At 70.2% G+C, this 26,689-nt stretch carries 22 protein-coding genes; 10 read left to right on the plus strand and 12 right to left on the minus strand.

Going from position 1 to position 26,689, the window contains the following annotated elements:
* Window positions 1-24 precede the first annotated feature (24 nt).
* The gene (locus Q0Q23_RS11260) at window positions 25-1,389 is read right to left on the minus strand and encodes an alpha-L-fucosidase (RefSeq protein WP_295123383.1); all 1,365 of its coding nucleotides are present in this window, start codon (window positions 1,387-1,389) and stop codon (window positions 25-27) included.
* A gap of 117 nt (window positions 1,390-1,506) precedes the next feature.
* Between Q0Q23_RS11260 and Q0Q23_RS11265 the strand changes: the two genes are divergently transcribed.
* Together Q0Q23_RS11265 and Q0Q23_RS11270 are read left to right on the plus strand one after the other, a co-directional pair.
* The gene (locus Q0Q23_RS11265; protein WP_295123505.1) at window positions 1,507-2,853 is read left to right on the plus strand and encodes an alpha-L-fucosidase; all 1,347 of its coding nucleotides are present in this window, start codon (window positions 1,507-1,509) and stop codon (window positions 2,851-2,853) included.
* Window positions 2,850-3,683 carry an amidohydrolase gene (locus Q0Q23_RS11270; RefSeq protein WP_295123386.1) on the plus strand — a complete coding sequence of 278 codons (834 nt, stop codon included), beginning with the start codon at window positions 2,850-2,852 and terminating at the stop codon, window positions 3,681-3,683. Before Q0Q23_RS11265 ends, Q0Q23_RS11270 begins: the two co-directional genes overlap by 4 nt.
* A gap of 62 nt (window positions 3,684-3,745) precedes the next feature.
* On the opposite strand, the gene Q0Q23_RS11275 is transcribed toward Q0Q23_RS11270, so the two are convergent.
* Both Q0Q23_RS11275 and Q0Q23_RS11280 read right to left on the minus strand, forming a co-directional pair.
* A complete protein-coding gene (locus tag Q0Q23_RS11275) occupies window positions 3,746-4,492 on the minus strand; it encodes an SDR family NAD(P)-dependent oxidoreductase (protein ID WP_295123389.1) in 747 nt (248 codons plus the stop codon).
* A 37-nt stretch (window positions 4,493-4,529) separates the two neighbouring features.
* Window positions 4,530-5,381 carry a fumarylacetoacetate hydrolase family protein gene (locus tag Q0Q23_RS11280; RefSeq protein WP_295123392.1) on the minus strand — a complete coding sequence of 284 codons (852 nt, stop codon included), beginning with the start codon at window positions 5,379-5,381 and terminating at the stop codon, window positions 4,530-4,532.
* Between the two features lie 88 nt (window positions 5,382-5,469).
* On the opposite strand from Q0Q23_RS11280, the gene Q0Q23_RS11285 reads away from it, so the two are divergent.
* Window positions 5,470-5,802 carry an L-rhamnose mutarotase gene (locus Q0Q23_RS11285; RefSeq protein WP_295123395.1) on the plus strand — a complete coding sequence of 111 codons (333 nt, stop codon included), beginning with the start codon at window positions 5,470-5,472 and terminating at the stop codon, window positions 5,800-5,802.
* Here the strand turns inward: Q0Q23_RS11285 and Q0Q23_RS11290 are convergent.
* From Q0Q23_RS11290 to Q0Q23_RS11300, 3 genes are all read right to left on the minus strand, one after another.
* Window positions 5,799-6,731: an acetylxylan esterase gene (locus tag Q0Q23_RS11290; RefSeq protein WP_295123398.1), complete on the minus strand. Its 933-nt coding sequence runs from the start codon at window positions 6,729-6,731 to the stop codon at window positions 5,799-5,801. The two genes, Q0Q23_RS11285 and Q0Q23_RS11290, sit on opposite strands and share 4 nt — an antisense overlap.
* 54 nt (window positions 6,732-6,785) lie before the next feature.
* On the minus strand, window positions 6,786-9,389 hold the full coding sequence (locus Q0Q23_RS11295; protein ID WP_295123401.1) for a X2-like carbohydrate binding domain-containing protein: 2,604 nt from the start codon (window positions 9,387-9,389) through the stop codon (window positions 6,786-6,788).
* A gap of 98 nt (window positions 9,390-9,487) precedes the next feature.
* Window positions 9,488-11,692: an alpha-galactosidase gene (locus Q0Q23_RS11300; protein WP_295123404.1), complete on the minus strand. Its 2,205-nt coding sequence runs from the start codon at window positions 11,690-11,692 to the stop codon at window positions 9,488-9,490.
* A gap of 87 nt (window positions 11,693-11,779) precedes the next feature.
* Here Q0Q23_RS11300 and Q0Q23_RS11305 point away from each other — a divergent pair, with 87 nt between their 5' ends.
* Together Q0Q23_RS11305 and Q0Q23_RS11310 are read left to right on the plus strand one after the other, a co-directional pair.
* Window positions 11,780-14,182, plus strand: a complete 2,403-nt coding sequence (locus tag Q0Q23_RS11305; protein WP_295123407.1) for a glycosyl hydrolase family 95 catalytic domain-containing protein — start codon at window positions 11,780-11,782, stop codon at window positions 14,180-14,182.
* Window positions 14,183-14,191: 9 nt separating this feature from the next.
* On the plus strand, window positions 14,192-15,391 hold the full coding sequence (locus Q0Q23_RS11310) for an ROK family protein (protein WP_295123410.1): 1,200 nt from the start codon (window positions 14,192-14,194) through the stop codon (window positions 15,389-15,391).
* Here Q0Q23_RS11310 and Q0Q23_RS11315 read toward each other — a convergent pair.
* Window positions 15,366-16,556, minus strand: coding sequence for an ROK family protein (locus Q0Q23_RS11315; protein WP_295123414.1), 1,191 nt, complete (start codon window positions 16,554-16,556; stop codon window positions 15,366-15,368). The two genes, Q0Q23_RS11310 and Q0Q23_RS11315, sit on opposite strands and share 26 nt — an antisense overlap.
* A gap of 253 nt (window positions 16,557-16,809) precedes the next feature.
* Here Q0Q23_RS11315 and Q0Q23_RS11320 point away from each other — a divergent pair, with 253 nt between their 5' ends.
* The 4 genes from Q0Q23_RS11320 (at window position 16,810) to Q0Q23_RS11335 (ending at window position 20,989) form a co-directional block, all read left to right on the plus strand.
* Window positions 16,810-17,814 (plus strand): sugar ABC transporter permease, encoded by a 1,005-nt coding sequence (locus tag Q0Q23_RS11320; RefSeq protein WP_295123417.1) that lies wholly within the window; start codon window positions 16,810-16,812, stop codon window positions 17,812-17,814.
* Window positions 17,811-18,767: a carbohydrate ABC transporter permease gene (locus tag Q0Q23_RS11325; protein WP_295123420.1), complete on the plus strand. Its 957-nt coding sequence runs from the start codon at window positions 17,811-17,813 to the stop codon at window positions 18,765-18,767. Before Q0Q23_RS11320 ends, Q0Q23_RS11325 begins: the two co-directional genes overlap by 4 nt.
* A 79-nt stretch (window positions 18,768-18,846) precedes the next feature.
* Window positions 18,847-20,526, plus strand: a complete 1,680-nt coding sequence (locus Q0Q23_RS11330; protein ID WP_295123423.1) for an ABC transporter substrate-binding protein — start codon at window positions 18,847-18,849, stop codon at window positions 20,524-20,526.
* A gap of 55 nt (window positions 20,527-20,581) precedes the next feature.
* A complete protein-coding gene (locus Q0Q23_RS11335) occupies window positions 20,582-20,989 on the plus strand; it encodes an SDR family oxidoreductase (protein ID WP_295123426.1) in 408 nt (135 codons plus the stop codon).
* A gap of 45 nt (window positions 20,990-21,034) precedes the next feature.
* Here Q0Q23_RS11335 and Q0Q23_RS11340 read toward each other — a convergent pair whose 3' ends face one another.
* Both Q0Q23_RS11340 and Q0Q23_RS11345 read right to left on the minus strand, forming a co-directional pair.
* A complete protein-coding gene (locus Q0Q23_RS11340) occupies window positions 21,035-22,675 on the minus strand; it encodes an AarF/ABC1/UbiB kinase family protein (protein ID WP_295123430.1) in 1,641 nt (546 codons plus the stop codon).
* 91 nt (window positions 22,676-22,766) lie between these two features.
* On the minus strand, window positions 22,767-23,456 hold the full coding sequence (locus Q0Q23_RS11345) for an SDR family oxidoreductase (RefSeq protein ID WP_295123433.1): 690 nt from the start codon (window positions 23,454-23,456) through the stop codon (window positions 22,767-22,769).
* A 101-nt stretch (window positions 23,457-23,557) separates the two neighbouring features.
* On the opposite strand from Q0Q23_RS11345, the gene Q0Q23_RS11350 reads away from it, so the two are divergent.
* Window positions 23,558-24,400, plus strand: coding sequence for a helix-turn-helix domain-containing protein (locus tag Q0Q23_RS11350; protein ID WP_295123435.1), 843 nt, complete (start codon window positions 23,558-23,560; stop codon window positions 24,398-24,400).
* Here Q0Q23_RS11350 and Q0Q23_RS11355 read toward each other — a convergent pair.
* The 3 genes from Q0Q23_RS11355 to Q0Q23_RS11365 form a co-directional block, all read right to left on the minus strand.
* On the minus strand, window positions 24,367-25,245 hold the full coding sequence (locus tag Q0Q23_RS11355; RefSeq protein ID WP_295123438.1) for a sugar phosphate isomerase/epimerase: 879 nt from the start codon (window positions 25,243-25,245) through the stop codon (window positions 24,367-24,369). The two genes, Q0Q23_RS11350 and Q0Q23_RS11355, sit on opposite strands and share 34 nt — an antisense overlap.
* A 1-nt stretch (window position 25,246) precedes the next feature.
* Entirely contained in the window at window positions 25,247-25,891 is a 645-nt protein-coding gene (locus tag Q0Q23_RS11360; protein ID WP_295123441.1) for a TetR/AcrR family transcriptional regulator, read from the minus strand.
* A 92-nt stretch (window positions 25,892-25,983) separates the two neighbouring features.
* Entirely contained in the window at window positions 25,984-26,610 is a 627-nt protein-coding gene (locus tag Q0Q23_RS11365; protein WP_295123444.1) for a hypothetical protein, read from the minus strand.
* Between the last annotated feature and the right edge of the window lie 79 nt (window positions 26,611-26,689).

Below are 26,689 nucleotides of genomic sequence, written 5' to 3' on the forward strand. Positions count from 1 at the left end.
CTTAGGGCGGAGAGTCCGCCGGGGTCAAGCGAAATCGATCGCGATCACGTCGATCGGCGCTCCGGACGGGCGTGGAGCCGGGATGCGCAGCTCGCCGAGCGGGTCGACGCCGGGCGCCGGCTGCTCGTGCACCTCCAGGTTCACCTCGTACGGCAGCTGGCCGCCGGTCGCCAGCAGCCGCACGCCGGACACCCGGCCGACCGGGATGCCGCGGACCACGACCTGCTCGATCGGGCGCGCGACCAGGTGCAGGTACAGCGTGCCCGGCCGGGCCGTCGACGGACCGTAGTAGTCGACGCCGACGGTGGGGGACACGCCGACGACACTCTCGGCGTGCACGTCCATCCACGCTCCGATCTCCCCCAGCGTGCGCACCTGCGACTCGTTCAGGCTGCCGTCGCCCTTCGGGCCGATGTTGAGCAGGAGGTTGCCGCCGCGGCTTGCGACCTCGATCAGCGTGGTGATGAGCGAGGTCGTGCTCTTGCTCTTCGTGTCGCCGGGCCGCCAGGCCCACATCTGGCCGATCGTCATGCAGAGCTCCCACGGCCCCTCGGGCGCGGTGACGGGGAAGCCCTGCTCCGGTGTCTTGTAGTCGCCCTGGCCAAGCAGGCGGTCGTTGATCACGACGTCGGGCTGGAGCGACTTGATCAGGCTCCGGAGGCCCGCGCTGTCCCACTCCTCCTCGGACCGCTCCCACTCACCGTCGAACCAGAGCAGGTCGATGGTGCCGTAGTCCGTCAGAAGCTCGGTGAGCTGGCCCCGCAGGTACTGCTGGTAGCGCTGCCACTGCTCCGGGGTCGGGCGGCGGTGCCGGTCGTCCGCCATTGGAGTCCCCGCATTCGCCGGGTCGCCGGCTGCCGGCCAGTGTTCCAGTGCGTACGGGCGGTCCTCCATCCGGAAGGCCGGGTAGTCGGGGTGGTTCCAGTCCGGGAGGCTGTAGTAGATGCCGACGCGGATGCCCTCCGCGCGGATCGCCTCGACGAACTCCCGCGTGATGTCGCGGCCGAAGGGCGAGTGCTCGATCCCGAAGTCGGAGTGCTCGGTGTGGAACATGGCGTAGCCGGCGTGGTGGCGGGCCGTGAAGACGACGTAGCGGGCGCCGGCGCGCTTGGCCAGGCGGGCTAGCGAGACGGCGTCCCACTCCACGGGGTCGAAAGTCGCTGCGGTCGACTGGTACTCCTCGACCGTGACGGTGTCCTCGACACCGTCGGAACCGGGGATGATGGAACGGCCCACCAGCGGCCAGGAGATCTCGATGCCCTGCTGGCTGGCGTGGTCCCAGTGCACGAACAGTCCGAAGCCGGCTCCGATGAACCACTCGCCGCCCGGCAGGCGGAAGTCGGTGGGTCGGACGAACGAGGCGGGTGGTGCGTCGAGCGTGGTGGTCACGAGGCTCTCCTTCGAGTCATTGAGCACGAATGCTATTGCCTATAGGATATGGACGCGGTCGGCATTCCACAATCGCGGCCGGCATCCATTCGACGACGAAGGAGACCCAGCGTGGCCATGTTCACAGACGACCCCGTCCGCCCGGCGAACTACCGCCGCTTCGAGCGTGAGGTGCCGGAATGGTTCACCGACGCCAAGCTGGGCATCTTCGTGCATTGGGGCCCGTACTCGGTCCCGGCGTGGGCCGAGCCGATCGGCGAGCTGGGCACGATCGACCCGAGGTACTGGTTCGCGCACAACCCCTACGCCGAGTGGTACTACAACACCATCCGCATCCCGGGCAGCCCGGCGGCCGAGCACCAGCGCGAGGTGTACGGGGGTGCGCCCTACGACGACTTCCTCGACCAGTGGGACCCGGCCGAGTTCGACCCCGACGCGTTCATGGCCCTGGTGAAGAGCACTGGCGCCCGCTACTTCGTGCCGACGACCAAGCACCATGACGGGGTTACCCTGTGGGATGCGCCCGGCACCGGCGGCCGCAACACGGTCGCCCGCGGGCCTCGCCGCGACCTGGTCGGCGACTTCGAGCGCGCGGCGCGAGCGGCGGGCATCCGCTTCGGCGTCTACTACTCGGGAGGCCTCGACTGGCACTTCGCCGACCTCGAGCCGATCACCGACAACGGGCAGGCATTCCGCCGGCCGGTCGATGCCGCCTACGCCGAGTACGCGTACGAGCACGTCTCCGACCTGATCGACCGGTACCGGCCCGACGTGCTGTGGGGCGACATCGAGTGGCCCGACGCGGGCAAGCCGAGCGGACCCTTCAGCATGGAGCGGCTGTTCGACAAGTTCTACGAGACCGTGCCGGACGGCGTCTCGAACGACCGCTGGGGCACGACGCACTGGGACTTCCGCACCAGCGAATACCAGAACGGCACGAACGTCGAGGGCAGCGGTGTCTGGGAGAACTGCCGCGGGATCGGCTACTCGTTCGGTCACAACATGCAGGAGGACGAGCGGCACCTGCTCAGCGGACCGGACGCGGTGGCGTCGTTCGTCGACATCGTCTCCCGCGGCGGCAACCTGCTGCTCAACGTCGGCCTGACCGCGGGCGGCACGGTGCCCGAGCTGCAGCGCAGGACGCTGGAACATTTGGCGGCCTGGAACGCGGTCAACGGGGACGCCGTGTTCGGCTCGCGCCCGCTCGACCCGTCGGTCGCCGCCGCCTCCGACGAGCCGTGGGTGCGCTGGACGCGGACCGGCGACGTGGCGAACGCCTTCGTCGACGCGGCGGGCGCGGTGCGTCTCGACGGCGTCTCCTCTGCCGTCGACGCCGGCACCGCGCGTCTCGCCGACGGCTCGGCGATCGCGGTCTCGCGTGACGGCGACTCGCTTTCGGTCGAGCTGCCGGAACCGTCCGTCGCCGGGCCGACGCTCCTCCGCTTCGACCTGGCCGGCGCATGACGGTCGACGCCCACCTGCACCTCTGGGACCTCGAGCACGGGACGTACTCGTGGCTGAGCGACGCCGTCGCGCCGATCAACCGCACGGTCACGTTCGATGAGGTCGAGCCGCAGCTGCGCGACGCCGGCGTGGACCGGGTGGTGCTCGTGCAGGCGGCGGGCACGCCGGAGGACTCCTGGGCGATGTTCGATGTCGCTGCGCGGCAGCCGATGGTCGCCGGGGTGGTGGCCTGGGTCGACCTCCGGGATCCGTCCGCGGTCGGCGACGCCCTCGACCGCTGGGCCGCCGCCGGGCCGCTGGTCGGCATCCGGCACCTCATCCACGATGAAGCGGACCCGGACTGGCTCGCCCAGCCGGCCGTCCGACGCTCGCTCGCGGTGCTCGCCTCCCGCGGCCTCGCCTACGACGTGATCGGGGTGCTGCCCCTGCACCTGGAGCACGCGGTCGCCGTCGCGGACGAGCTGCCCGGGCTGCGGCTCGTGGTGGACCACCTCGGAACACCGCCGGTCGGGGCGGAGCCGGGCCAGTGGGGGAGGCTCGTCGACGAGCTCGGGAGCCGGCCCAACGTCTTCGTGAAGCTATCGGGCCTCACCACGCTCGGGCCGTCCGGCCGGGCGACGGCAGTCGAGCTCCGGCCGTACGTCGACCGCGCGCTCGATGCATTCGGCCCGTCGAGGATGCTCTACGGCGGCGACTGGCCGGTCTCGACACTGGCGACCCCGTATGCGGAGACGTTCGCCGTCGCCCGCGAACTGATCGCGGCGCTGAGCCCCGCCGAGAGTCACGAGGTCCTCGCCGGCTCCGCCGTCCGCGCGTACCGCCTCCCCTGACCCGCACGATTCGCGCCGACGGTGCCGCGGGACGCGCAACCGACGATCGACCGGGCGCTCGCTCACCTTCGCGGACGCAGCGAGTACATCCCTCCGTCGACGGGCAGGATGACGCCGTTGCTCGACCCCGACGAGGGCGAGGCGAGGTAGGCGACGGCTTCGGCGACCTCGTGCGGCTGCACCAGGCGCCCGCTCGGCTGCCGGGCCTCCAGCGCGGCGCGCTCGGCCTCCGGGTCCGCCGCGGAGTCGAGCAGGCGCCCCACCCACGGGGTGTCGGCGGTGCCGGGCGCGACCGCGTTGACGCGGATGCCGAGCGGCAGGCAGTCGGCGGCGATCGCCAGAGTCATGGCCGAGATCGCGCCCTTCGAGGCGGAGTACAGCACCCGCTGGGGGAGCCCTGCCCAGGCGGCGATGGAACTCGTCAGCACGACGGCGGGCGACGGCGACTCGCGCAGGTGCGGCAGCGCGTGGCGGACGGTCCGGGCCGAGCCGATGACGTTCACGTTCAGCACGCGCATCCACTCGTCGTCGCTGTTCGCCTCGATGTCTCCCTGCGCGCCGATGCCCGCGTTCGCGATGACGACGTCCAATCGGCCGGCCTGTGCGACCACTTCGGCGATCGCGTCCCGCACACTGGCGTCGTCGCCGATGTCGCAGCGGATCCCGGTGTGCGGCGCGGCTACGGCGTCGGGCGCCAGGTCGAGCGCGAACACGCGGGCGCCCTGCGCGGCCAGCTCGTCGGCGATCGCTTTGCCGAGCCCGGACGCGCCGCCGGTCACGGCTGCGACCAGGCCATCGAAGTTCGACATCCTTGTCTCCTTGCGTTGTGTGTGATCCGGGGTCGGGTCAGAGGGCCGGGCGGACAGTGGAGCGCTGCGCCCCGAGCCCGTCGATCTCGACCTCGACGACATCTCCTGCCGTCAGGTAGGGGAAGCGGCCGGAAAGGCCGACGCCCTCCGGCGTCCCGGTGTTGATCAGGTCGCCGGGCTCGAGCACGGTGAACTGACTGAGCCGGTAGACGATCTCGGCGACGTCGAAGATGAGGTCGCCGGTGGAGGAGTCCTGCCGCGGCTCGCCGTTGACGCGCGAGCGGATGCCCAGCCCGGAGCCGTCGCCCACCTCGGTGGTCGGCAGCAGCCACGGCCCGAGCGGGTTGAACGTCTCGAAGCTCTTGCCTTTGCTCCACTGGCCGAGGGAGCGCTGGAGCTGGTACTCGCGCTCGGAGACGTCGTTGGCGACGGCGAATCCGGCGACGTGCTGCAGCGCCTGCTCCGGGGAGTCGAGGTAGCGCGCGCGGGTGCCGATCACGGCGGCGAGCTCCACCTCCCAGTCGGTCGTCGTCGACCCCGGCGGCAGCAGGATGTCGTCGAACGGCCCGACCACGGTGTTGGGGTGCTTGTAGAAGACGACGATGTCGGAGGGCGGCTCTGCGCCGGACTCGCGCGCGTGCGCCGCATAGTTCATCCCGATGCAGATGACCGCCTGCGGCCGGGCGATGGGGGCGCCGATGCGGAGGCCTGCGGTGTCGAGCTCGGGTAGCTCGCCGGCGGCGGCCGCTGCGGCGGCGCGGGCGAGGCCGTCGGAGGCGAGGAACGCGCCATCGATGTCCGCGGTCAGGGGTCGGAGGTCCCACGTCGTATCGCCGTCGCTGACAGCCGGGATCTCGCCTCCGGGCTCGCCGAGCCGCATGAATCGCATCGAGGGTCCTTTCGCTCGCATTCCGCGTTCGAGCCTATTACTATTTCCTATAGGAATTCAATCCACGACCAGCAAGGGAGCTGCCCGGATGCGCGTCGCGCTTCACTCGATTCTCCGCCAGGGCCACGAGGCGGCGTACGACGCGGCCCACGCCGCCATCCCCGCCGACCTGGTCGGCTCGTTCGAGCGCGTGGGCATCCAGGACTGGCAGATCTGGCGCAGCGGCCGCGACCTGTTCCACCTGGTCGAATGCGACGATTTCGCCGCCGCGATGCTGGCCCTCGACGACGACCCGGCCAACCGGCGCTGGCAGGAATCGATCAACCGGCACGTCGACCATTTCGTCACGACGGGCGAGGGCCCCGAGGGGATGGTGCTGCCGCTGGTCTGGACGCTGACCGCCCAGGGCGCCGGCGCCTAGCCGAGCCCGAGTTCGACGCCGAATCGCTCGCGCAGCACCGCCAGCGCGCCGCGCCGGTCGGCGGTCGCTCCGGCCTCGTGCCCGGCGCTCGGCCACTCCCGGAGTGTCACGGGGGCCGCGTAGGCGTCCGCGGCGGCGCGCGCCGTCTCGGGCGGGCAGATGTCGTCGGCCAGGCCGTCGCTGATCCAGCCGGGCGCCGTGGCGTGACGCGCGGAGGTGACGCCGTCCACGTACGCGAGGGTCCGTGCGACGGCGTCGGCACGCTCGGGATGCTCCTCCAGGTAGGTGCGGAGCTCCAGCCAGGGACCGTTCGTCGCGAGCCGCAGGCCGAGCGGCGCGGCGGTGAGGAACGGCGCCTGGGCCAGCACCGCGGCGAGACCGGGCTGCAGGGCGCCGACGCCCAGGGCGATGCCGCCGCCCTGGCTGTTGCCGATGGCGGCGATCCGGTCGCCGTCCACCTCGTCGAGCGAGCGGAGGGCGTCGACGGCGCGCGCCGCATCCGCGAAGACGCCGCGGTAATAGAAGAGGTACGGGTCCTCGATCCCGTCGAGGAGGTGCCCGGTGCTGCCGCCGCCCTGCGCGTGCGTGTTCATCACGAGCTGGGCGAAGCCGGCGACCGGCCAGGTGAGGTCGTCGATCGGGTCGAGCCGGCCGGCGCCGTAGCCGTTGAAGTGCACGACCGCGGGCAGCCGGCCCGGGCGGTGGCGGGGGAGCCGCAGCCAGCCGGTCACCCGGCGGCCGTCGGCCCCGGCGAACGAGACGTCGAACACGTCCACCGCCGTGAGCCCGGTATCCACCGGCTCCCGGCGGAGCGCGAGCGGGTGACGCTGGGCCACGTCGAGCGCCGACGCCCAGTACTCCTGGTAGTCGTGGGGTGTCGGCAGGGGTTCCGTGCCGAGCAGGGCGGTGGAGGAGGGGGAGCCGGACATGCGGCGGCCTTTCTGAGGGGGTGGGCCGGGATGCCTCCCGGCCCACCCGGTGGATCAGCGGACGGTGTAGCGCACGGCGTCGGCGCGCATCACGGCGCCCGACTCCTTCACCACCATGATGGTGTGCTTGCCGTTCCGGAGGTCGGAGACGCTGTACACCTTCTGCTGGGTGCGACGGGTGTCGCTGTGCGTGTCGACCTGCTTGACGAGCTTGCCGTCCACGTACACGTCGACGACGCCCTGGTCGGGCCCGGTCGGCGCGAGCCAGTCGACTCCCGTGCCCGTGAACGTGAACGACACGGAGGCTCCCGCCTGGGTCGTGGCGTGCACGTCGTCGAGGTGGTCGCCGCGGAAGCCGACGCTCAGCGTGCTCGCCCCGACCGGCAGCGTCTTCAGGTACGACGGCTGCAGGGTGACGGTGGAGCCGGACACGGTGTAGTCGGTGCCCTTCTTCAGCGTCGCGCCGTTCGCGGTGATGCCGGTGAACTCGTCCGGGTCGCGGAGCACCGAGAAGGTCGCCGGGGCCGGCGCCTTCGTGTCGAACGAGACGCTCGACGGGTCGATCAGGCTCGGCTGGATGACGTCGAGCCGGTCGAGGAGCATGAACTGGCCCGACTTCATCACCACGCGCAGCGTGTGCTGCTCGTCGGTGAGGCCGTTCGTCGTGAACACCGTCTGCTGCGCGGTGTGCGAGGCGGTCGGGATGTTGGCGCTGACCGTCTTCACGAACTGCCCGTCGATGTACACGTCCGCGTCGCCCTCAGAGGAGTCGAGCTCGGTCAGGTACGACACTCCCGTGCCGGTGAACGTGTACGAGAAAGAGTCGCCGGGGTGCTCGGCGTAGTGCACGTCGTCCTGGTAGTCGCCGAACCCGCGCCCGTTGCTGTAGCCCCACTGGCCGGAGTACGCGATGCCCGAATCGGTGTCGTTGACGCTCGTCGTACGGGTCGGACCGGTGGAGACCGGCGGCGCCGGCGTGCCGGTGTCGGTCACGTTCACGGTGAGCGGCTGGGCGGTCGAGGCGACCTCGGCACCGCCGTTGCGGGTCCAATCGCCGCCGTACACGACACCCTGGGCGTCGTCGTTCACGGTGACCGTCGCGCGCTTGTCCGGTGTGACCTTCAGCAACCGGACGCCGTGGATCGGCACGTCGGACGCGGTGAACGATCCGTCTGCGCGCCCCAGGTTCTTGCGGGCCCACAGGTCGCGGACGCTCGCCGAACCGGTCAGCCCGATGTCGGACCACTTCGCGGTGATGTCGGACTCGGCGCGGCCCAGGTTGAACAGGGCGACCGTGTAGCTGCCGTCCTTGTTGAGGGCGTACCAGACCTGCTGCTTCGCGGTGGAGGAGACCGGCCGTGCGGGCACGCCGGCCTGGTCGACCCCGACGACCTCGGGGTTGGTGAGGAGGTCGACGCCCAGCTTGTCGAGCTTGGTCAGGTCGTTGCCGGTGTACATCGGAGCGGCCGAGATCGCCCACAGCGTGGTGGCGGTGCGCCGCTCGTCGGGCGTGAGGCCGTCCATCCTGCCGTTTCCGACGTCGAGCGAGTCGAAGTCGTTCCAGCCGCCGGGGCCGGCGTAACGCCACCAGTCGGCCGCTCGCGGGAAGAGCCGGGCGATGTTGTCCCAGTCGGTGAGCGCCTCTCCGCTGCAGTAGCACTCGACGTCCCACTCCACGCGCCAGCCGTTGGCGTACTTCTTCCAGTAGTCGGCGTTGTTGATGTCGAGCGCCCACGAGAGCTCGAACCAGATCTTGTGCTTCTTCAGCGCCTGCGACCAGGCGGCCACGTCGGCCCGCGCATCCACCGAGCCGTCGCTGATGCCGGAGCCGGGGGTGACGCTGTCGAACTTGACGAAGTCGACGCCCCATGCGGCCAGCTGGTCGGCGATGGAGTCGATGTACTTCTGCGCGCAAGGGTTCGAGAAGTCGATCGCATAGCCGATCTTCCAGTAGTCGGCCTGCTGCAGCGGCTGCTTGACGATGTCGTGGGTGTTGCAGCCCGGCGCGTTCGCGATCGGGTAGCCCTTCTGGTACACCTCCGGGCCGATGCCGGGGATCAGGTACACGCCGAACTTCTGCTTGTTGGCGTGCACGTGGTCGATGACCTTCTTCAGCCCCTGCGGGTAGAGCGTGGTGCTCGGGGTCGGACGGCCGTTGGCGTCCACCCCGTCGCTCCAGCCGGCGTCGACGTTGATGCGGTCGTAGCCCGCCTTCTGCAGGGTCTTGTGCATGGCGTCGGACTGGGCGATGAGCTGGTCGGCGGTGATCCACTTCCCGTTGCCCGTGTAGACCTGCATGCTGTAGCTGCTCCAGCCCATGTACGGCTTGAGCGCCCAGGGGTCGGCGGTGGAGGCCGCCGGCGGGATGGGCGTCGGCACCGCGGCGGTCGCCGACTTCGGCGCGCTGGTCGGCTTCGTGCTCGGCTTCGCGCTCGGCGTCGTGGTCGGGGACGGCGTCGTGGTCGGTGCGGATGTCTCGGCCGGCGTCGCGGTCGGCGTCGGCGTTCCGGTCGGAGCGGCCGTCGGTGTCGGTGTCGCTGTCGGCTCTGGTGTCGGCGTGGCGCCGGCGGGGACGGCGGCGGCCGCCACGATCCCCAGCGCCGCGACCGTCACGACGAGCGCCCGGAGGCCCCGTCGTGTACGCGTCGTGCGGGTCATGTTCTTCCTCTCTGAAGAGCCCCGGCGCGTCGGTGCGCCTGGGGTGTTCGGTGCGGTGGGCCGTCTGTTGGGGGCGCCCCCGGCTGCGCCCGGCGGCTCTAGGCCAGCCGGACGAGGTCGAAGAGCATCGCCTGCTGCGGGTTGAGCGTGGGGAGGGGGACACCGGCGACCGCCAGCACCGAGCCCGGGAGGGTGACGCCCTCCGGTCCCAGAGCCGCCGTGATCCACGCCGGGTCGGCGGCCTGGTGCCTGCTCGCCTGCCCGAACTCGTCCCGGACGCGCACCGAGTAGCGGGCGTCGGGGTCGAGCCCGGGGAAGCGGACCCGGCCGGACTGTCCGGGCGCGGAGGTGACGAGCCTGGCCCAGGTGTAGACGGCGCGTGAGCCGTCCTGCGCCACGATCCCGGTCAACGCCGTCGCCTCGTCGGCCAGGTCGGCGTTGACGATCCGGCCCGAGTGGATGAGCCCGCGCAGCTCGCGGTAGACCCCGGCCCAGCGGGCGATCCGGTCGAGCTCGTCGTCGTCCGCCTCCTGCAGGTCCCACTCGATCCCCGCGTGCGCGGTGAGCGCGACGATCAGCCGGAACGACAGGTCGGTGCGACGGGAGGTGGTGTGCGAGCGCTCGGCGCCCAGGTGCGAGCCGATGAGCTCCGGCGGGAGGAGCATCCGGGTCCAGCGCTCGATCTGCAGCCGCTCGACCGGGTCGTTGCAGTCGGAGGCCCAGACCCGGTCGGTGCGCTCCAGGATGCCGAGGTCGACCCGGCCGCCGCCGCCGGAGCAGGTCTCGATCTCGAGATGCGGGTGGCGGGCGCGAAGCGTGTCGAGCATCCGGTAGAGGGCGAGCGTCTGCTCGTGCACGGCGGGCCGGTCGACGCCGACGTAGCCGCTGACCGCTTCGGAGAGGTCGCGGTTGTGGTCCCACTTGATGTAGTCGACCGAGTACTCGTCGACCACCGCGCTGATCTGCTCCAGGACGTGGGAGTAGGCGTCGGGACGTGTCAGGTCGAGGACGTACTGCGCCCGGGCGGTCGCGCCGAGCTCCTGCCGGGGGCCGAGCACCCAGTCGGGGTGCTCGCGGGCGAGGTCGGAGTCGAGGTTGACCATCTCGGGCTCGAACCAGATGCCGAACTGCATCCCGTGCGAGCGCACCAGGTCGACCAGGGGGCTCAGGCCGTCGGGCCACACCGTGCGGTCGACGAACCAGTCGCCGAGGCCGGCGTTGTCGCCGCGGCGGCCGTGGAACCAGCCGTCGTCGAGCACGACGCGCTCCACCCCGACCCGCGCCGCGCGGTCGACCAGGGCGGTCAGGCGCGGCAGGTCGTGGTCGAAGTAGACCGCCTCCCAGGAGTTGAGGGTGAGGGGCCGCGGCGACCGCGGGTGCGTCGGACGGGCCCGCAGCCGCCGGTGCAGCCGGTCGGCGAGCCCGTCGAGGCCGGAGTCCGACCAGACGAAGAGGGCGGTGGGCGCCACGTAGCGGTCCCCGTCGGCCAGGGCGATCTCGCCGGGTCGGAGCCCTTCGCCGGCCCCGAGCACGGCGGAGAACGCCCCGGCGCCCTCGGTGAGCCGCTCGACCACGTACTCGCCGTCGCCGCTCCAGGCCAGGTGCGTCGCCCACGCCTCGCCGCGGCCGAAGCCGAGATCCTCGGTGCCGGCGACGACGAGGAACGGGGCGTCGTGCCCCGGCTTGCCGCGGCGGGCGCGGCGCACGTGGCTGCCGTAGAACAGCCGGCCGCGCTGCGGCGCCCGCTCGCGGCACCACTTCCCGGTGAAGTCGAGGATGTCGACGGCCCGCTCCGGGACGGGCAGCATCACGCGCAGGGCGTCGAGGGTGTAGGGGATGGCGGCGCCGTCGCCGGCGAGGGACGCGTCGCGGACGAGGGTCGCATCCACCGAGAGCACGCCGAAACGGTCGAGGGCGATCGTCATCGTCGTGCGCAGCCCGGTGATCTCGTCGGCCAGGTCGATCTCGATCGCGCCGCCGTGCTGGCCGTCGGAGCGGTGACGGACGGCTTCGGTGCGCGGCCGGGGCGTGGTGGCCGTGCCTGCGGCGTGACCCTCCTGCGCCGGGGTCCCCGCCCAGCCCTCGAACTCGCTGGGCAGCAGGCTGAACGTGCGCGGGATGTCGGGGGAGTTGTTGAGCACCGCCGGGCCGCCGGTCTGCCGCAAAGCGTCGACTGCGGCATCATCGAGCGGTCCCGGATCCGCGCCCCAGTGCAGCACACGAGGCACGCGCCCAGCCGTGTCGAGGACGAGGGCGGTGCCTGCGGCGTGCAGGCTCAGAACGGCGCCATAGCCGTCGAGCATGAAGGACTCCTCGGAGATTTCCGTTTACTTGACAGTGTCAATTAACCATGCCTAGTGTTTCGAATGCAACCCCGAGAAGGAAGACCGATGACGATCTCCACCGACACACTCCAGCTCGCCTGGCGCGAGCCCGCAGGGCACTGGGAGGAAGCGATCCCGATCGGGGACGGCCTCCTCGGCGCCATGGTCCACGGGGGCGCCGAAGGCCGCTACCAGGTCAACGACGCGACCGTCTGGTCCGGCACCCCGCAGACCGCGGCGGAGGGACTGCGCAACGTCCTCGCCCAGGGCGCGGGACCGGAGCGCCTCCGCGAGGTGCGTTCGGCGCTCGCCGCGGGCGACCTCTCCCGCGCCGAGGAACTGCTCCTCACCTTCGAGGGCCGCTACAGCCAGGAGTTCCTCCCCTTCGTCGACCTCGCGGTCGAGCTCCCCGATGCGACGCCGGTCGAGGGAGAGCCCGCGCGGGTGCTGGATCTCGACCGGCACGTCGTGGAGGAGTCGTTGCAGGCCGGAGCGGCCCGCGTCGAGCGCATGTCCTGGGTCGACGGGCGCACGCTTCACATCTCGATCGACTCCACCGAGGCGCTGCCCGAGGTGCGCATCGCACTCGCTACGCCGCTCCGCGAACTGTCGCGCGCCGCGCGCGACGGCGTCGTGACACTCGACCTCGCCGTCCCGGTCGACGGGGCACCCCTGCACGAACAGTCCGTCGTCCCCCCGCTGCGCTACGCGGAGCAGGGCGACGGAGACTACGACGCCTTCGCCGCCGCGGCTCTCGCGGTGCGGAGTGACGGCACGACGGAGCCGGGGGACCACGGTCTCACGGTCCGTGGTGCCCGTCGGCTGTTGATCGCCCTCTCGTCGTCGACCCGCGCTGAGTCGTGGTGGGCCGGCGCGGACGACGAGTGGCGGACCGTCTCCCGTGAGACGATCCGGGACCGCGCCGTCACCCGAGCCCTCGGCGCCATCGCCGCGGGCGAGGGACGACGGGGAGGCGCGCTGCGTCTCCCGGCGGCGGCGCGGTTCGCGATCGGCGGCAGGCGCGAGGGGCGGTGGGATGTCGAGGCCGACATCCTGCGCGGTTCGGACGACGGGCTGCGCGCGACCATCGCGGCGGAGTACGGGCGCTACCTCCTCACGTCGTCCTCCCGCACGGGCGGCCCCGCGGCCAACCTGCAGGGCATCTGGAACGGCGAGCTGCGCCCCGCGTGGTCCTCGAACTACACGATCAACATCAACACCGAGATGAACTACTGGGCGGCGGGTCCCCTCGGCGTCATCGAGCACGCGGAACCGCTGATCTCGCTGGTCGAACGGATGGCGGCCACCGGTGGCGACGTCGCCAGAGAACTGTACGGCTGCCGCGGCTGGGTCGCGCACCACAACAGCGACCTGTGGGGCTGGAGCCTCCCGGTGGGCATGGGACACGGGGCGCCGAGCTGGGCGATCTGGATGATGGGCGGCGTCTGGCTCACCCACTCGCTCTGGGACCACTACGAGTTCGCGGCGGACGACGACCTGTTACGTGACCGGATCGGGCCGCTGCTGCGCGGCGCCGCCGAGTTCTGCCTCGACTGGCTCCAGATCGGCCCCGACGGCAGGGCCTTCCTCTCACCGTCGACCTCTCCGGAGAACTCCTACCGGGATGCGGACGGCGTGCCGCGCTCGCTCGGCCTCACGGCGACGATGGACCTCGAGCTGATCCGCTCGCTCTTCGCCCGAACCCTGCGCTCCATCGAGGTGCTGGGCGAACCCGACCCGCTGCTGGGCGAGCTGGAGGCGGCGCTCGCGACGATCCCCGAGCCGCCGGTCGGCGGCGACGGCCGCCTGCTCGAATGGTCGGAGGAGGTGCCGGAGCACGAGCCCGCCCACCGGCACCTGTCGCCGCTGGTCGGCCTCTACCCGCTCGACCTGATCACGCCGGACGGCACACCGGCGCTGGCCGAGGCCTCCCGGCGCTTCCTCGACGCGCGCGGGCCGGGCGCGATGGGATGGTCGTGGGCGTGGAAGATCTCCCTGCGTGCCCGCCTCGGCGATGGCGAGGCGGCCCATGAGCTGCTGCAGCAGGCGCTCGCGCCGTACGATGGCGACGCGCGCCGGCACGGCCCGGTCGACGGCTCGGAATGGGGTGGCCTGCTGCCCAACCTGTTCAGCACGCACCCGCCGTTCCAGATCGACGGAAACCTCGGCTTCCCCGCGGGGATCGCCGAACTGCTGCTGCAGAGCCACGGGGGAGTCGTCCACCTGCTGCCCGCGCTGCCCTCGGCCTGGCCTGAGGGACGGGTGACCGGGCTGGGCGTGCGCGGCGGGCTCTCCGTCGACCTGTTCTGGTCCGGCGGGAAGCTGAGGTCGGCCGCTCTCCGGAACCCGCACCCGGAGCCGCGCGACGTGCGGGTGCGGTACGGAGGCGCGGAAGTCGAGGTCCGCCTGCCCGCCGGAGGCGAACATGTCGTCGACGGGATCCTGCGAGAGGCGGTCGCCACTGCCTAAGGTTGAGGCATGGACGACGAGCTACGGCAGCGCATCGCGCTGCTCGCCTCGTCGTCGGAGGCGGCGAGCCGGGTCTTCACCACCATCCTGACCCGCAGCCCGATCAGCCGCATCGACGTCGCCAGGATGACCGGGTTGTCGCAGGCCGCGGTGACCAAGGCGGTGGCGCCGCTGGTGGCGGCCGGGCTCGTGGACGACTCGCTCGGCCTCGCGCCGACGGGACTGCCCGGCCGGCCGGCGAACCCGGTGACGATCGTTCCGGATGCCGTGGTCGCGCTCGGCGTCAAGGTGAACGTCGACGAGTTGGTCGGCGTCGCCACCGACCTGACGACGCGCATCCTCGCCGCAGACCGCGCGCCGCTCGCCTCGCACGACCCCGCTGCCGTGGTGGATGCGGTCGTCGCCCTCTGCGAGCGGCTGGAGGAATCGCTCGGCGGCCTCCGCTCGCGCGTCGCCCGCATCGGGGTCTCGGTCTCGGGCGACGTGGACATGACCGCCGGCGTGGTGCGCGACTCGGCCATCATGGGCTGGCGCGGTGTCGGCCTGGCCGCTGCGCTGCGCGAACGGCTGGAGGCGCACGTCGTCGTCGACAACGACGTGCGCGCGCTCATGATCGGTGAGCACTGGTTCGGCGTCGGCCTCGGCACCCGCTCCTTCTGCATCGTCACGATCGGGCGCGGCATCGGCAGCGGCCTGCACCTGAACGGCGAGGTCGTGGAGGGTGCCTACGGCGTCGCCGGCGAGATCGGCCACCTGCCGCTGGCGTCACCCGACCGCGTCTGCGCCTGCGGCCGCCGCGGCTGCGTCGAGGCCGTCGCAGCCACGAGCGCCATCGTCGCCGCCGCCTCGGCCGCGCACGGCCGGCCGCTGACGATCGAGGAGGTCGTCGAGCTGGCGCACTCCGGCGACGCGTCGGCCGTCGAGGCCTTCCGCGAGGCGGGCGCCGTCGTCGGCGCGGCCATCGCCAGCCTCGTCAACCTGGTCGGCCCGGAGCTCGTCATCATCGGCGGCGAGGGCGTCACCGAGTTCGGCCTGTACGAGGAGCGGCTGCGCGCCGTCTATTCCGAGCACGTCTTCGCGTCGGCCGACCGCTGCCGGATCGTCGTCCGTCCGCACACCTTCGAGGACTGGGCGCGCGGGGCGGCGGCCGTGGCCATCCGGTCGCTCGTGGTCCGACCTGCCGTCATTCCCCCATCGCTGGGGGGCTGACGGTGATCGCCTCGCGCAGGGCCGCGACGGCGGCCCCGCGGGCCCAGTCGGTGAACGTGTGCCGCTGCACCACCAGGCGGCAGTTGGCGGCGGCGCCGAAGGCGTGCGCCAGGAACTCCTCGCGGAACCGGCGCTCGTAGAGGTCGTAGTCCATGACGCCCTCGCCCGCGATCACCACGACCTCCGGGCCGAAGAGGTTCACGGTCGCTGCGACGGCCGCGCCGATGGCTGTGCCCGCGCGTTCGAAGGCGGCGACGGCGGCCGGGTCGCCCTCGTGCGCGAGCCGGATGACGCCCGCGAGGGTCAGCTCCGGGTCGCCGTGCTCGAGGCTCACCGCGTCGCGGATGGCGCGGGAGGACGCGACGGCCTCCACGCAGCCGCGGCGGCCGCAGACACACAGCGCGTCGGAGGACGCCAGCGGCAGGTGGCCGATCTCGCCCGCGACGCCGTGCGCGCCGACGACCACGTCGTCGTTGACGTAGATGCCGCAGCCGATGCCCGCGCCGATCGTGATGATCGCGAACGACTCCGCGTCCCTGCCCGCCCCGAACCACTGCTCCGACTTCGCCAGGGCACGCACGTCGTTCTCGACGGTGATCGGGAGGGGGAGCTCTGCTGCGAGCCGCTCGCCGAGCGGGAAATGGCTCCAGCCGAGCAGCGGGGAGTGCCGCACGAGCCCGGTGCTGCTGTCGATGTCGCCGGAGACCGAGACGCCGACTCCCGCGATGCCGGCCGCGTCGTCGCCGAGCTGTGCGATCAGGGATCGCACGGACGTCACGATCGCGTCGACCGTGCTCTCCGGGTCGTGGCTCTTCAGCCGCCGCCGGGTCGAGCCGAGGACCTCGTTGCCCAGGCTGACGGTGACGGCGAAGATCTCGTCCTCGTTGACCTTGACCCCGATCGCGATCATCGAGCGGGGGACGACGCTCAGCGGACGGACGGGACGCCCGGGGAAGGAGTGCTCCGCGTGCTCGCCCACCGTGACGAAGCCGCCCTCGATCAGCGGGTTGACCGTCTTGGTGACCTTGGCCTGCGATAGTCCGGTGAGACGGCCGATGTCGAGCCGGCTGACCGGCCCGTGGGTGATGATCCGCGTAAAGATCTCCGCCGATCGGGGCGTGCCGAGCTCCGGTCTCCGCCGGGTGCCGACGTCGTCGAGTGGCATATCGAGAGAGTAGCTCATGCCGCCGCTTTCTTTCTGTCGTGTTCGAATGTGCGACGGCCCCCAACGGCGCGAATCGCGTTCGGTCGCCGTTCTGGGTCGAGCGATGACCTTCTGTCAGGATAGATTATTGACAACGTGAAGGAAATGGGTTTTGCTGTAACCAGTCCAGGCGGACCAACGCCCGCCCGGCTCGATTCGTTCAGGAGTCTTCGATGACGAAGCTGCAACACCGTGGGCACACGGGGGTGCGCGGATGACCAGCGCCCCGCCCGTGACCACAACGACCACCCCTCCCGCCGCGCGGACCACCCCACCGCCGGTGCGCCGCATCCCGACCCGCCGCAAGACCCTCGGCCAGCGCTGGCGGATCGCGTTGCGGCGGCACTGGCAGCTCTACCTGCTGACGGTCCTGCCGCTGGCATACTTCGCGATCTTCAAGTACGTGCCGATCTCCAACGCGATCATCGCGTTCAAGGACTACAGCCCGGTGCTCGGCGTATGGGGCAGCCCGTGGAACGGGTTCGCGAACTTCCAGGCGATGCTGCAGAACCCCCAGTTCCCGACCCTGGTCGCCAACACCCTGATCCTCTCCGGATACGCGGTACTGGCGAGCTTCCCCATCCCGATCATCCTGGCGCTCGCGCTCAACGAGGTGCGCCACCGCTGGTTCCAGAAGACCGTGCAGATGGTCACGTACGCCCCGTACTTCATCTCCACGGTGGTCGTCGTGTCGATGCTGATCCTGATCATGGCGCCCCGGCTCGGGATCGTCAGCCAGGTCTTCGGGTTCTTCGGCGTCCAGTCCCCCGACCTCCTCGGCAACCCCGACTACTTCCGCAACATCTACGTCTGGTCGGACGTCTGGCAGACCGCCGGCTACTCCGCCGTCATCTACATGGCGGCGCTCTCCGGCATCGACCCCTCGCTGTACGAGGCGGCCCGCGTGGACGGCGCCTCGCGGCTCCGCAAGATCTGGCACGTCGACATCCCCGGCATCATGCCGACGGCGATGATCGTGCTCATCCTGAGCGTCGGCAACATCATGGCGATCGGGTTCGAGAAGGTGTTCCTGCTGCAGAACCCGCTGAATCTCGGGCAGTCCGAGATCATCGCGACCTACGTCTACAAGCTGGGCATCCTCAACGCCGACTTCGGGACGGCGACCGCCGTCGGCCTGTTCAATTCCGTCGTCAACCTCGTGCTGCTCCTCATCGTCAACTGGGTGGCACGCCGACTGAGTGGGAGCGGACTGTGGTGACCATCGATCGTCCGGCGGAGAAGATGCGGGTTCGGCCCGCGACGCGCAGCAGGAACATCATGAAGCCGCGGAGGATCCGGGAGTCGCCCGGCGACCGCGCCCTCCTGGTCGTCATCTACCTCGGGCTCACGCTCGCTGTGCTCGTCGTGCTCCTGCCGCTGTTGTACATCGTGGCCAGCTCGTTCTCGTCGCCTCACGCGGTGACAGCCGGGCAGGTGTTCCTCTGGCCCGTCGACTTCACGCTCAAGGGCTATCAGACGGTCCTCGCCGACCCGCAGGTGCTCCTCGGCTACGCGAACTCGCTGTTCTACATGATCGCCGGGACGCTGATCAGCACGACCCTGACGGTGTGCCTGGCCTGGCCGCTCTCGCGCCGCACCTTCATGGGCCGGAACGTGATCATGTCGCTGCTGCTGTTCACCATGCTGTTCAGCGGCGGTCTCATCCCGACCTACATGGTCGTGCAGAACCTCGGCCTCCTCGACACCCGCTGGGCGCTCCTGCTTCCGCAGGCCGTCGCGGTGTGGCAGGTCATCATCGCCCGCACGTTCTTCCGCTCGGCGATCCCGGAGGAGCTCGTCGAGGCGGCGTCGCTGGACGGCGCGAGCGACTGGCGGTTCCTCTGGACCGTCGTGCTCCCGCTCTCCAAGCCCCTGATCGCGGTCATCGCGCTCATGTACGCGATCGGCCAGTGGAACGGGTACTTCGACGCCCTCCTCTACCTGAAGAGCTCCGACCTGTTCCCGCTCCAGCTGGTGCTGCGCAACATCCTCGTCCTCAACTCCACCAACGGCGGGGTGAACGACCTGGCGGCCCAGGCGCAGAACCAGGAGCTGGTCAACGTGCTCAAGTACGCGCTCATCGTCATCACCAGCGTCCCCGTGCTGATCATCTACCCGTTCGTCGCGCGCTACTTCAACAAGGGCGTGCTGATCGGGTCGGTCAAGGGCTGAGCCCGGAACACCCCACAAGCCACCACAACGCACCATCCGTATCCCGAAACACATCCTGGTTCCAAAGGAGGAACACACCATGTTCTCGAAGACCGATCGGCGACCCCGCAGAGGGCGGACGCGCGCATTCGTCGCCGCCGTCGGCGGCACCGCCGCACTGATGGCCCTCTCCGGCTGCACCCCTGCCGCCTCCAGCGCCGACGACAAGATCGGCGGCACCGCCCACCTGAGCGTGTTCGCACAGCAGGGGACCGGTCAGGACCTGGCCACCAACGCCTTCACCAAAGAGGTGGAGAAGAAGTTCAACATCGCGTTCAACTGGCAGACCACCACGCAGGACTCCTCGGTGGCGCCCGAGAAGCGCCAGATCCTGATGGCGAGCGGCGACTACCCCGACGCCTTCCTGCTGATCCCGTGGGTGGACCAGTTCAACCAGGTGGATGTCGAGAAGCTCGCCAAGCAGGGCATCGCCCTCCCGCTGAACGACCTCATCAAGCAGTACGCGCCCGACATCCAGAAGGTGCTGGACACCAACGCCGACTACAAGGCGATGGTCACCTCGCCCGACGGCAAGATCTACGGCCTCCCGCAGCTGGCCGAGACCCTGCACATCCAGTACCCGTCGAAGCTCTGGATCAACACCGACTGGCTGAAGAAGCTGAACCTGCAGATGCCGAAGACCACCGCCGACATGACGAAGGTGCTCGAGGCGTTCAAGAACGACGACCCGAACGGCAACGGCCAGAAGGACGAGATCCCGCTCAGCGGCGACTCGCACGACACGCTCATCCCGTTCTTCATGAACGCGTTCATCTACGACCCGCAGAACCCCGACAAGGGCATCCAGTCGACGACGGTGCTCAACAAGGGCAAGGTCGACATCCAGGCGAACAAGGACGGCTGGCGCGAGGGCCTGAAGTACATCAAGTCGCTGTGGGACGCCGGCCTGATCGACAAGGGCGCCTTCACCCAGAACCCTGCGGCGCTCGCCCAGGAGGGGAACAACGCGGGACCGGTGCTGCTCGGCAGCGCGAGCGCCCTGCATCCGTACATTTTCGTCAGCCCCGGCGCGAAGGACGGCCGTGACAAGCAGTACGACGCCGTGCCGCCGCTGACCGGCCCGGACGGCGCCGACTACGCCACGTACGCCTTCGGCAGCACGCCGGGCGCCACCTTCCTGCTCACCAACAAGGCGTCGAAGAACGACCAGGTCGCCGCGATCAAGATGGTGAACTACCTGTTCACGGAGAAGGGCCAGCTCGACGGCAACTTCGGCCCGGAGGGCAAGGGCTGGGCGAAGGCCGGCGCCGGCGACAAGGCGCTCGACCCGAACGAGAAGGCGGCGTTCGTCAACCTGCAGCTGGACCAGGATGCGGCCAACGCCGTGCAGTGGGGCGCGCTGTCGACCTACAACCAGAACGCGGCGTTCCGCGGTTCGCAGGCCGTTCCGACGGACATCTACGACACCTCCGGCTACGAGCGCCGGCTCTTCGAGGCCACCCAGCTGTACAAGGGCCACGAGGACAAGAGCCAGATCTACCCGACCTGGAAGGTCTGGCCCGACCCCGCCAAGGCGACCCAGGTGGCGACGGAGCAGACGAACATCGACAACTACGTCACGCAGAACGCGCTCGCCTTCATCACCGGCTCGAAGAACATCGACACCGACTGGGACTCCTACGTGAAGGGCTTCGACGGCCTCGGGCTCAAGGACTACCTGAGCACCCTGCAGACCGCGTACGACAAGTCCAAGAACTAACGGACGCGAGTGGACGGCCGGCCCCCGGAGACTCCGGGGGCCGGCCGTTCGTGTCGTGCGTCGCGCACGCAGGCCTGGCGGGCTCGCCGTCGCCGCGCGCGGTGCTGGTCTCGTCGATGGCCGCCCTGATGCCGACGGACGCCGAGCTGATCGGCCTGCTCGCGACAAGTGGCTCCGTCGGCAGGCCGCCACCGAGCAATGGGCCGGCGCCGGCATCCCGCTGAACGCCGTCGCGCCCGGCGTCATCGCGACGCCCATGACGGCGGACCTGATCGGAACGCCGGAGGCGCGCCACGCGCTGCTCGGGCTCGTCCCCATGCCGCTCAACGGGATCGCCGAGCCGATCGTCGTCGCGCGCCTGCTGGCATGGCTCGCGAGCGAGGAGAACACGCACCTCTGCGGGCAGATCGTCTACGTCGACGGCGGCAGCGACGTCGTCCTCCGCGGCGACAGCGTGTGGTGAGCACGTGCCCGGAGGATGCGGAGAAGGTGCCCGCCGGGCGGGCCTTCAGTCGTGGCGCCGGCCGGTCCACAGGAGGTAGCCGATGAGCGATCCGATGGTGCTCAGACCTGCGGTCATCAGCAGGGTCACCCAGGATCGTCCCTTGCGCTCGCCGGCGACGAGCTCGCCGATTCCGTTGATGAGTGCTGCTGCGACCATTCCGGCGACCAGTCGGTTGCCGATCCGCTCCGCCCGGCCGACGAGGGGCTCCAGCTCGGCGGCGCGAACATGGATCTGGATCCCGGACGTGTCCAGAGTCTCGACGATTCGACGCAGTCGTCGGGGCAGCTCGATGAAGAGTTCGGCCGCGTCGCCGGACGCGCGCAGAAGTCGCTGAGCGGTCGCTGTCACGGAGACCCTGTCCTCCACGACACGGCGGGCATACGGGGTGAGCACTTCACCCAGCGCGAAATCATGATCCAGTCGGACGCCCAGGCCCTCGACCATGATCAGCACCTTGAACAGCAGCGCCATGTGTCGTGGCAGTTGGAGGTGGTGCTCGCGGAGCAGGGCGAGCAGCTGGCCGATGAGGTGGGTGAAGTCGACCTCGCTCAGCGGCCGGCCGGCGTACTGCGACACCCAGCCGGCCAGGGATCGTTCGAGCCGTGGCCGGTCCTCCACGTCCTTGGTGACGGAGAGCGCGTAGAGCGCGGAGGCGAGCAGCGAAGGGCTCTGCTGGGTGAACCCGATCAGGAAGTCGGCCAGTTCCTCCTGCAGCTCCTCGTTCAGCTCGCCCACCATGCCGAAGTCGATCAGCGCGATTCTGCCGTCGGGTGTGACGAACAGGTTTCCCGGGTGCGGGTCCGCATGGAAGAAGCCATCGTGGAAGATCATCGTGAGCACCATGTCGGCGCCGCGGCGCGCGACGGCCGCGCGGTCGACGCCGGCTGCGTCGAGGTGCTCCAGGTCGTCGACCTTGATGCCCGTCATGCGTTCGAGCGTCAGCACGCGGGAGGTCGTCCTCTCCCAGAAGACGCGAGGGATCAGCACATCGGGGTCGGCGCTGAAGTTCGCAGCGAACCTCTCCGCATTCTGCCCTTCCTGCAGGTAGTCCATTTCCGCCCGGAGACTGATGGCGAAATCCTGCGCGATCCCCTCCAAGTCGTAGCCGCGAGCGAGCTCCCACCGCCGGCTCGCCTGCCGTGCGAGCCTCTGCACGATCGCCAGATCCTCCTCGACCTGGGCGACGACGCCCGGCCGACGCACCTTGACCACCAACGGCGTTCCGTCGTGCAGGTGCGCAGCGTGGGCCTGCCCGATCGACGCGGACGCGAGGGGGTGGACGTCGAAGTCCGCGAACAGCTCCTGCACGTCGGCGCCGAGTTCTGCTCGGATCGTGTCGAGGATATCCGTGGGTGGCACGGCGGGTGCTGCGTCCTGCAGCTTCGAGAGCTCGGTGAGGTAGGGCGGTGGCAGCAGGTCGGAGCGGGTCGAGAGGAGCTGGCCCAGCTTGATGAAGGTGGGCCCGAGGTCTTCCAGCGCCAGGCGCAGGCGTACCGGTGTCGTCGTCCGGTCACGGGTGTTCGTGCCGGGCGCGCGCAGGTTGCCGAACCAGCGGCCGACGCCCATGACGTCGGTGAGAACGCCGAGTCCGTGTCGGGCGAGAATTTCGCCGACCTGCTCGTATCGGCCCAAATGACTGCTCATCCGCTCATTCTCGGCGTGATCCCGAACTGCGGGAAGCCCGGCCGGTCCCGGCCCGCTCTATCGCTCGCTGCGGACCTGTCGGGGTGGAGTCTCACCACGGCACCGTCCCGTTGCGATCGCTGAGGGTGCCGGTGGGCGCATCCGGCCCCAGCAGGGCGAGACGCACGATCCGGTCGGTTCCCTCCTGCACGGTCTGAGGTCCACGGTGGCCGTTGAAGTCGGTGCCGGTGTAGCCGGGGTCGACGGCGTTGAAGCGGATTCCGGGGATCGCCCGGGCGTACTGCACCGTGAGCATCGTCAGTGCCGCTTTCGACGAGCTGTAGGAGAGCGTCCCGAAGCGGCCCCACTCCGTTTCGGTGATCAGCGTGAAGGAGCCCAGACCGCTCGTCACGTTGATCACCTGGGGTGTGTCGGATGTCTGCAGCAACGGGAGGAAAGCGTGCGTGACACGCACCACTCCGAACACGTTGGTCTCGAAGGCTTCTCGCACGTCGTCTGCTGAAGTCTCTGCGGCCGGCTTGCGGGTACCGAGGATGCCGGCGTTGTTGACGAGCACGTCGACCCGACCCGCTTCGGCGTGCACCGTCTCGACCGCGGCCGCGACGGACCGGTCGTCGGTGACATCGAGCTGGACGAAGTGCGCGCCGAGCTCCTCGGCCGCGGTGTGGCCGCGCCGGACATCGCGGGCGCCGATCCAGACGTCGTGGCCCGCGCTGATCAGGCGGCGTGCGGTTTCGTAGCCGAGGCCCTTGTTGGCGCCGGTGATGAGAGTAATGGTCATGGACTCAGCGTGCGGGCCGTGCGACGGATGTCTCAGGCCCCCGCGCTCCCAGGGAATGCCGGTACCACCCGACGGCCGGTACCCGGGTGCAGACTTGAGTGATGGCATCCGGCTCTGAACTCGGCAGCGCGTTGCGTGCGTGGCGTCGGCGGGTCACCCCCGTCGAGATCGGTCTGCCGGCCGGCGGCGACCGGCGCACGCCGGGTCTGCGCCGCGAAGAGCTGGCTCTGCTCGCTGGTGTCTCGGTCGATTACCTGGTCCGGCTCGAGCAGGGACGCGCGCGGAACCCGTCGGCACAGGTGCTCGCCGCCTTCGCCCGCGCCCTTCGGCTTCCTCCCGGTGAACGGGAGCTGCTCTACCGACTCGCGGGCTCCGTCCCCCCACCGTCCGGCGAGGTACCGCGGGCCGTCCCGCGCGGCGTCCAGCTCATGCTCGACCGGATGAGCGACAGCCCGCTCGCCGTCTTCACGGCTGCGTGGGACACCGTGCAATGGAACCGTCTCTGGGCGGAGCTCCTCGGCGACCCTGCCGCTTTGGACGCCCGCGCCCGCAACCTGATCTGGCGGCATTTCGCTTCGGGGCCGGGCAGTTCGCGAGTCGAGCGTGACGCTGCACGCACCGACAGCTTCGAGCGGGAGATGGTCGCCGACCTGCGACGTGCCGCCGAACGCTATCCGGACGATCTGGCCGTGCGCGAGCTCATCGGGGCGCTACGAGCGGAGTACCCGCGCTTCGAACAGCTGTGGAGTGGATACGAGGCCGCCCCCGCCTCCGCCTCGCGGAAGACGATCGTCCACCCGACGCTCGGGCCGATCACCCTCGACTGCGACGTCCTCACCCTCGACGGCAGCGATCTCCGTATCGTCCTCTATTCTGCCGAGCCCGGCAGTGCGGACGCGCGGCTCCTCGATCAGCTGAACGTGCCGACGGCGACGTTCCGGTAGCCGATGAAGGCGTCCCGGCTCACCTTCACCGAGTCGAGTTCGGGGCCGGGCGCGTAGTCCTGTTCGAGGAGGACGTACCGGAAGTTCGGGAGTGGGTCGACGGCGTCGATGATGTCCTGGATCGGCAGGATGCCGGTGCCGACCTCGGCGAACGCGTCGGGTGTGACGACCTCCTGGAAGAGCTCCATCGTGATGGTGGCGTCGGGGGCGACGATGCCGTCGTAGAGGTTCAGAGGCTGTGTCGCGTCCTTCGGGTAGTCCTTCTGGTGGATGAGGATGAAGCGGTCCGGATACGCCCGGAACAGCTCGATCGGGTCGGCGCCGCCGCGGTACGCCCAGTAGGTGTCCAGTTCGAAGTGGACGAGCTCGGGGTCGGTGTGGTCCATCAGCAGCTGGTAGACGGTGGCGTCGCCGAACCGCTGGAACTCCTGGAAATGGTTGTGGTAGTAGAACTCCATGCCCCGATCGGCGGCGAGGCGGCCCACCGAGTTGAAGAATTCGGCGCGGCGCTTGACGTAGTCGACGTCGCCGTACGGGTAGAACTCGATGTCACAGCCGATGCGGGGGTTGCCGATCTGCTGGTGGAAGTCGAGCACGCGGGGGAGGCGGTCGAGGTCGAGCGGGTTGATGTGGCAGCCGACGATGGACACGCCGCGCTCCTGCATGAGGTCGCGCAGGAATCCCGGCGCGATGCCGAAGCCGATCCCGTCGTCGGTCAGGGCCTGATGGTTCGCCCCTTCGAACCGGGTGAAGCCGAGGTCGGCGAGCGCGTTGAGCGTGCCGCCGGGGTCGGTCCGCAGAGCGTTGCGGACCGAGTAGAGCTGGATGCCGATTTCTACTGCCATGTCATCTTTCCTTGCCTGTTTCGTCGTGTCGTCCCGGGGCTGGGGAGGCCGGCGCCTGCCATCGCGCGATGGCGGCGTCGAGGAACCGGTCGAACGCGGCGACCATGTCGAACCGGCGGTTCATCAGCCACTGCAGTTGGAGCCCGTCCATCATGGCGCTCAGGGCCCTGGCCTCCTCGCGGTAGAGCGGGTCGGCGAGCGGCGCGATCTCGCCGGTCTCGGCGGCCAGGCGGAGGTGCTGCTCCAGCGCGTCGGCGACTCGCTCGTAACGGTCGATGAAGTACTGGTGCGCGGGATGCGAGAGCGCCGTCGCTTCGGCGCACAGGGTCGCGAAGAACTCCACGTACTCGGGATGCTCCCGGCTGTAGCGCATCCGCGCGCGGAGCGCCTCGATGTGCGCGATCCCGGTGAAACGGCCGTCGTCGACCTGCCGGGCGTCCCACTCGTTCAGCACCGCGGTGAGCAGGCCGTCTTTGCTGCCGAAGAGGGCGATGATCTGCGAGGCCGACGCGCCGACCCGTTCGGCGACCATGCGCAGCGAGCCGCCGCCGTAGCCGTGCTCGCCGAAGACGGCGATCGCCTTCTCGACGATACGCCTGCGCTTCTCGATCCCCGCACGGTACGGGCCCCTGGCAACTGTCGTCACTCGCATCCCTCCCGTGAAATAAGAACGAATGTTCATAATCTAACAGACCAGGGAGCACGAGCGGATCGGGGACTGACGGGGCCGTCTCCGTGTCACCGCGCGCCGCAACTCCCCGTCACGTCATCGCCCGGCCGGGCACCCAGCACGGCCGCCCCGGTATATGGCCCGACGGGGCCCTCCGCGAACCGGATCACGTCCCGGCCGCCGCGGGAGACCAGATCGTAGCGGCCCGCGGAGAAGGCGTCGTAGCCGTCCACGGGCAGCGGGTCGCCGCAGAGCGCGACCGGTTCGTACAGCGCGCCATCCTGCTCGAGGAGGTCGAAGCTGCGATGGTGCCAGGTGAAGGTCCGGAGCACGACGTGGTGCCCACGGACGGCGAGCGGCTCGTAGGTGTTCACCGCGCTGAACGCGGCTACGACGATGAGCAGGTGCCCGAACGGCACGGCGACCGCGATCAGCAGCCCGGCGACCAGCCGGATGAGCAAGCACCACGCCGGTCGTTTCAGCGCGCCCGCCAGGACGGCCGCCTGGATCAGCGCGACAACGGCGGTCCCGGTGGCGAGCACGATGAGCAGCATCCCGAGCTGATAGCCGTCGAGCGTGCCCACCAGCAGGACGCCGGGGCCGCTCGACTCGGCGGCGCAGAGCAGCACTCCGGTCGTCGCGAGCAGGACGAACAGCGCGAGAGGCAGCCACCTCAGTGCAATTCGCCGGCGCATCCTCCCACCCTGGCTTCGGGGCGAGGCGTGCACATCGGCCGAGCGGTGGAGGCGGCTCCGTCGTCAGGTGCAGGCGTGG

The sequence above is a fragment of the uncultured Leifsonia sp. genome (assembly GCF_945957465.1).
Classification (GTDB): domain Bacteria; phylum Actinomycetota; class Actinomycetes; order Actinomycetales; family Microbacteriaceae; genus Leifsonia.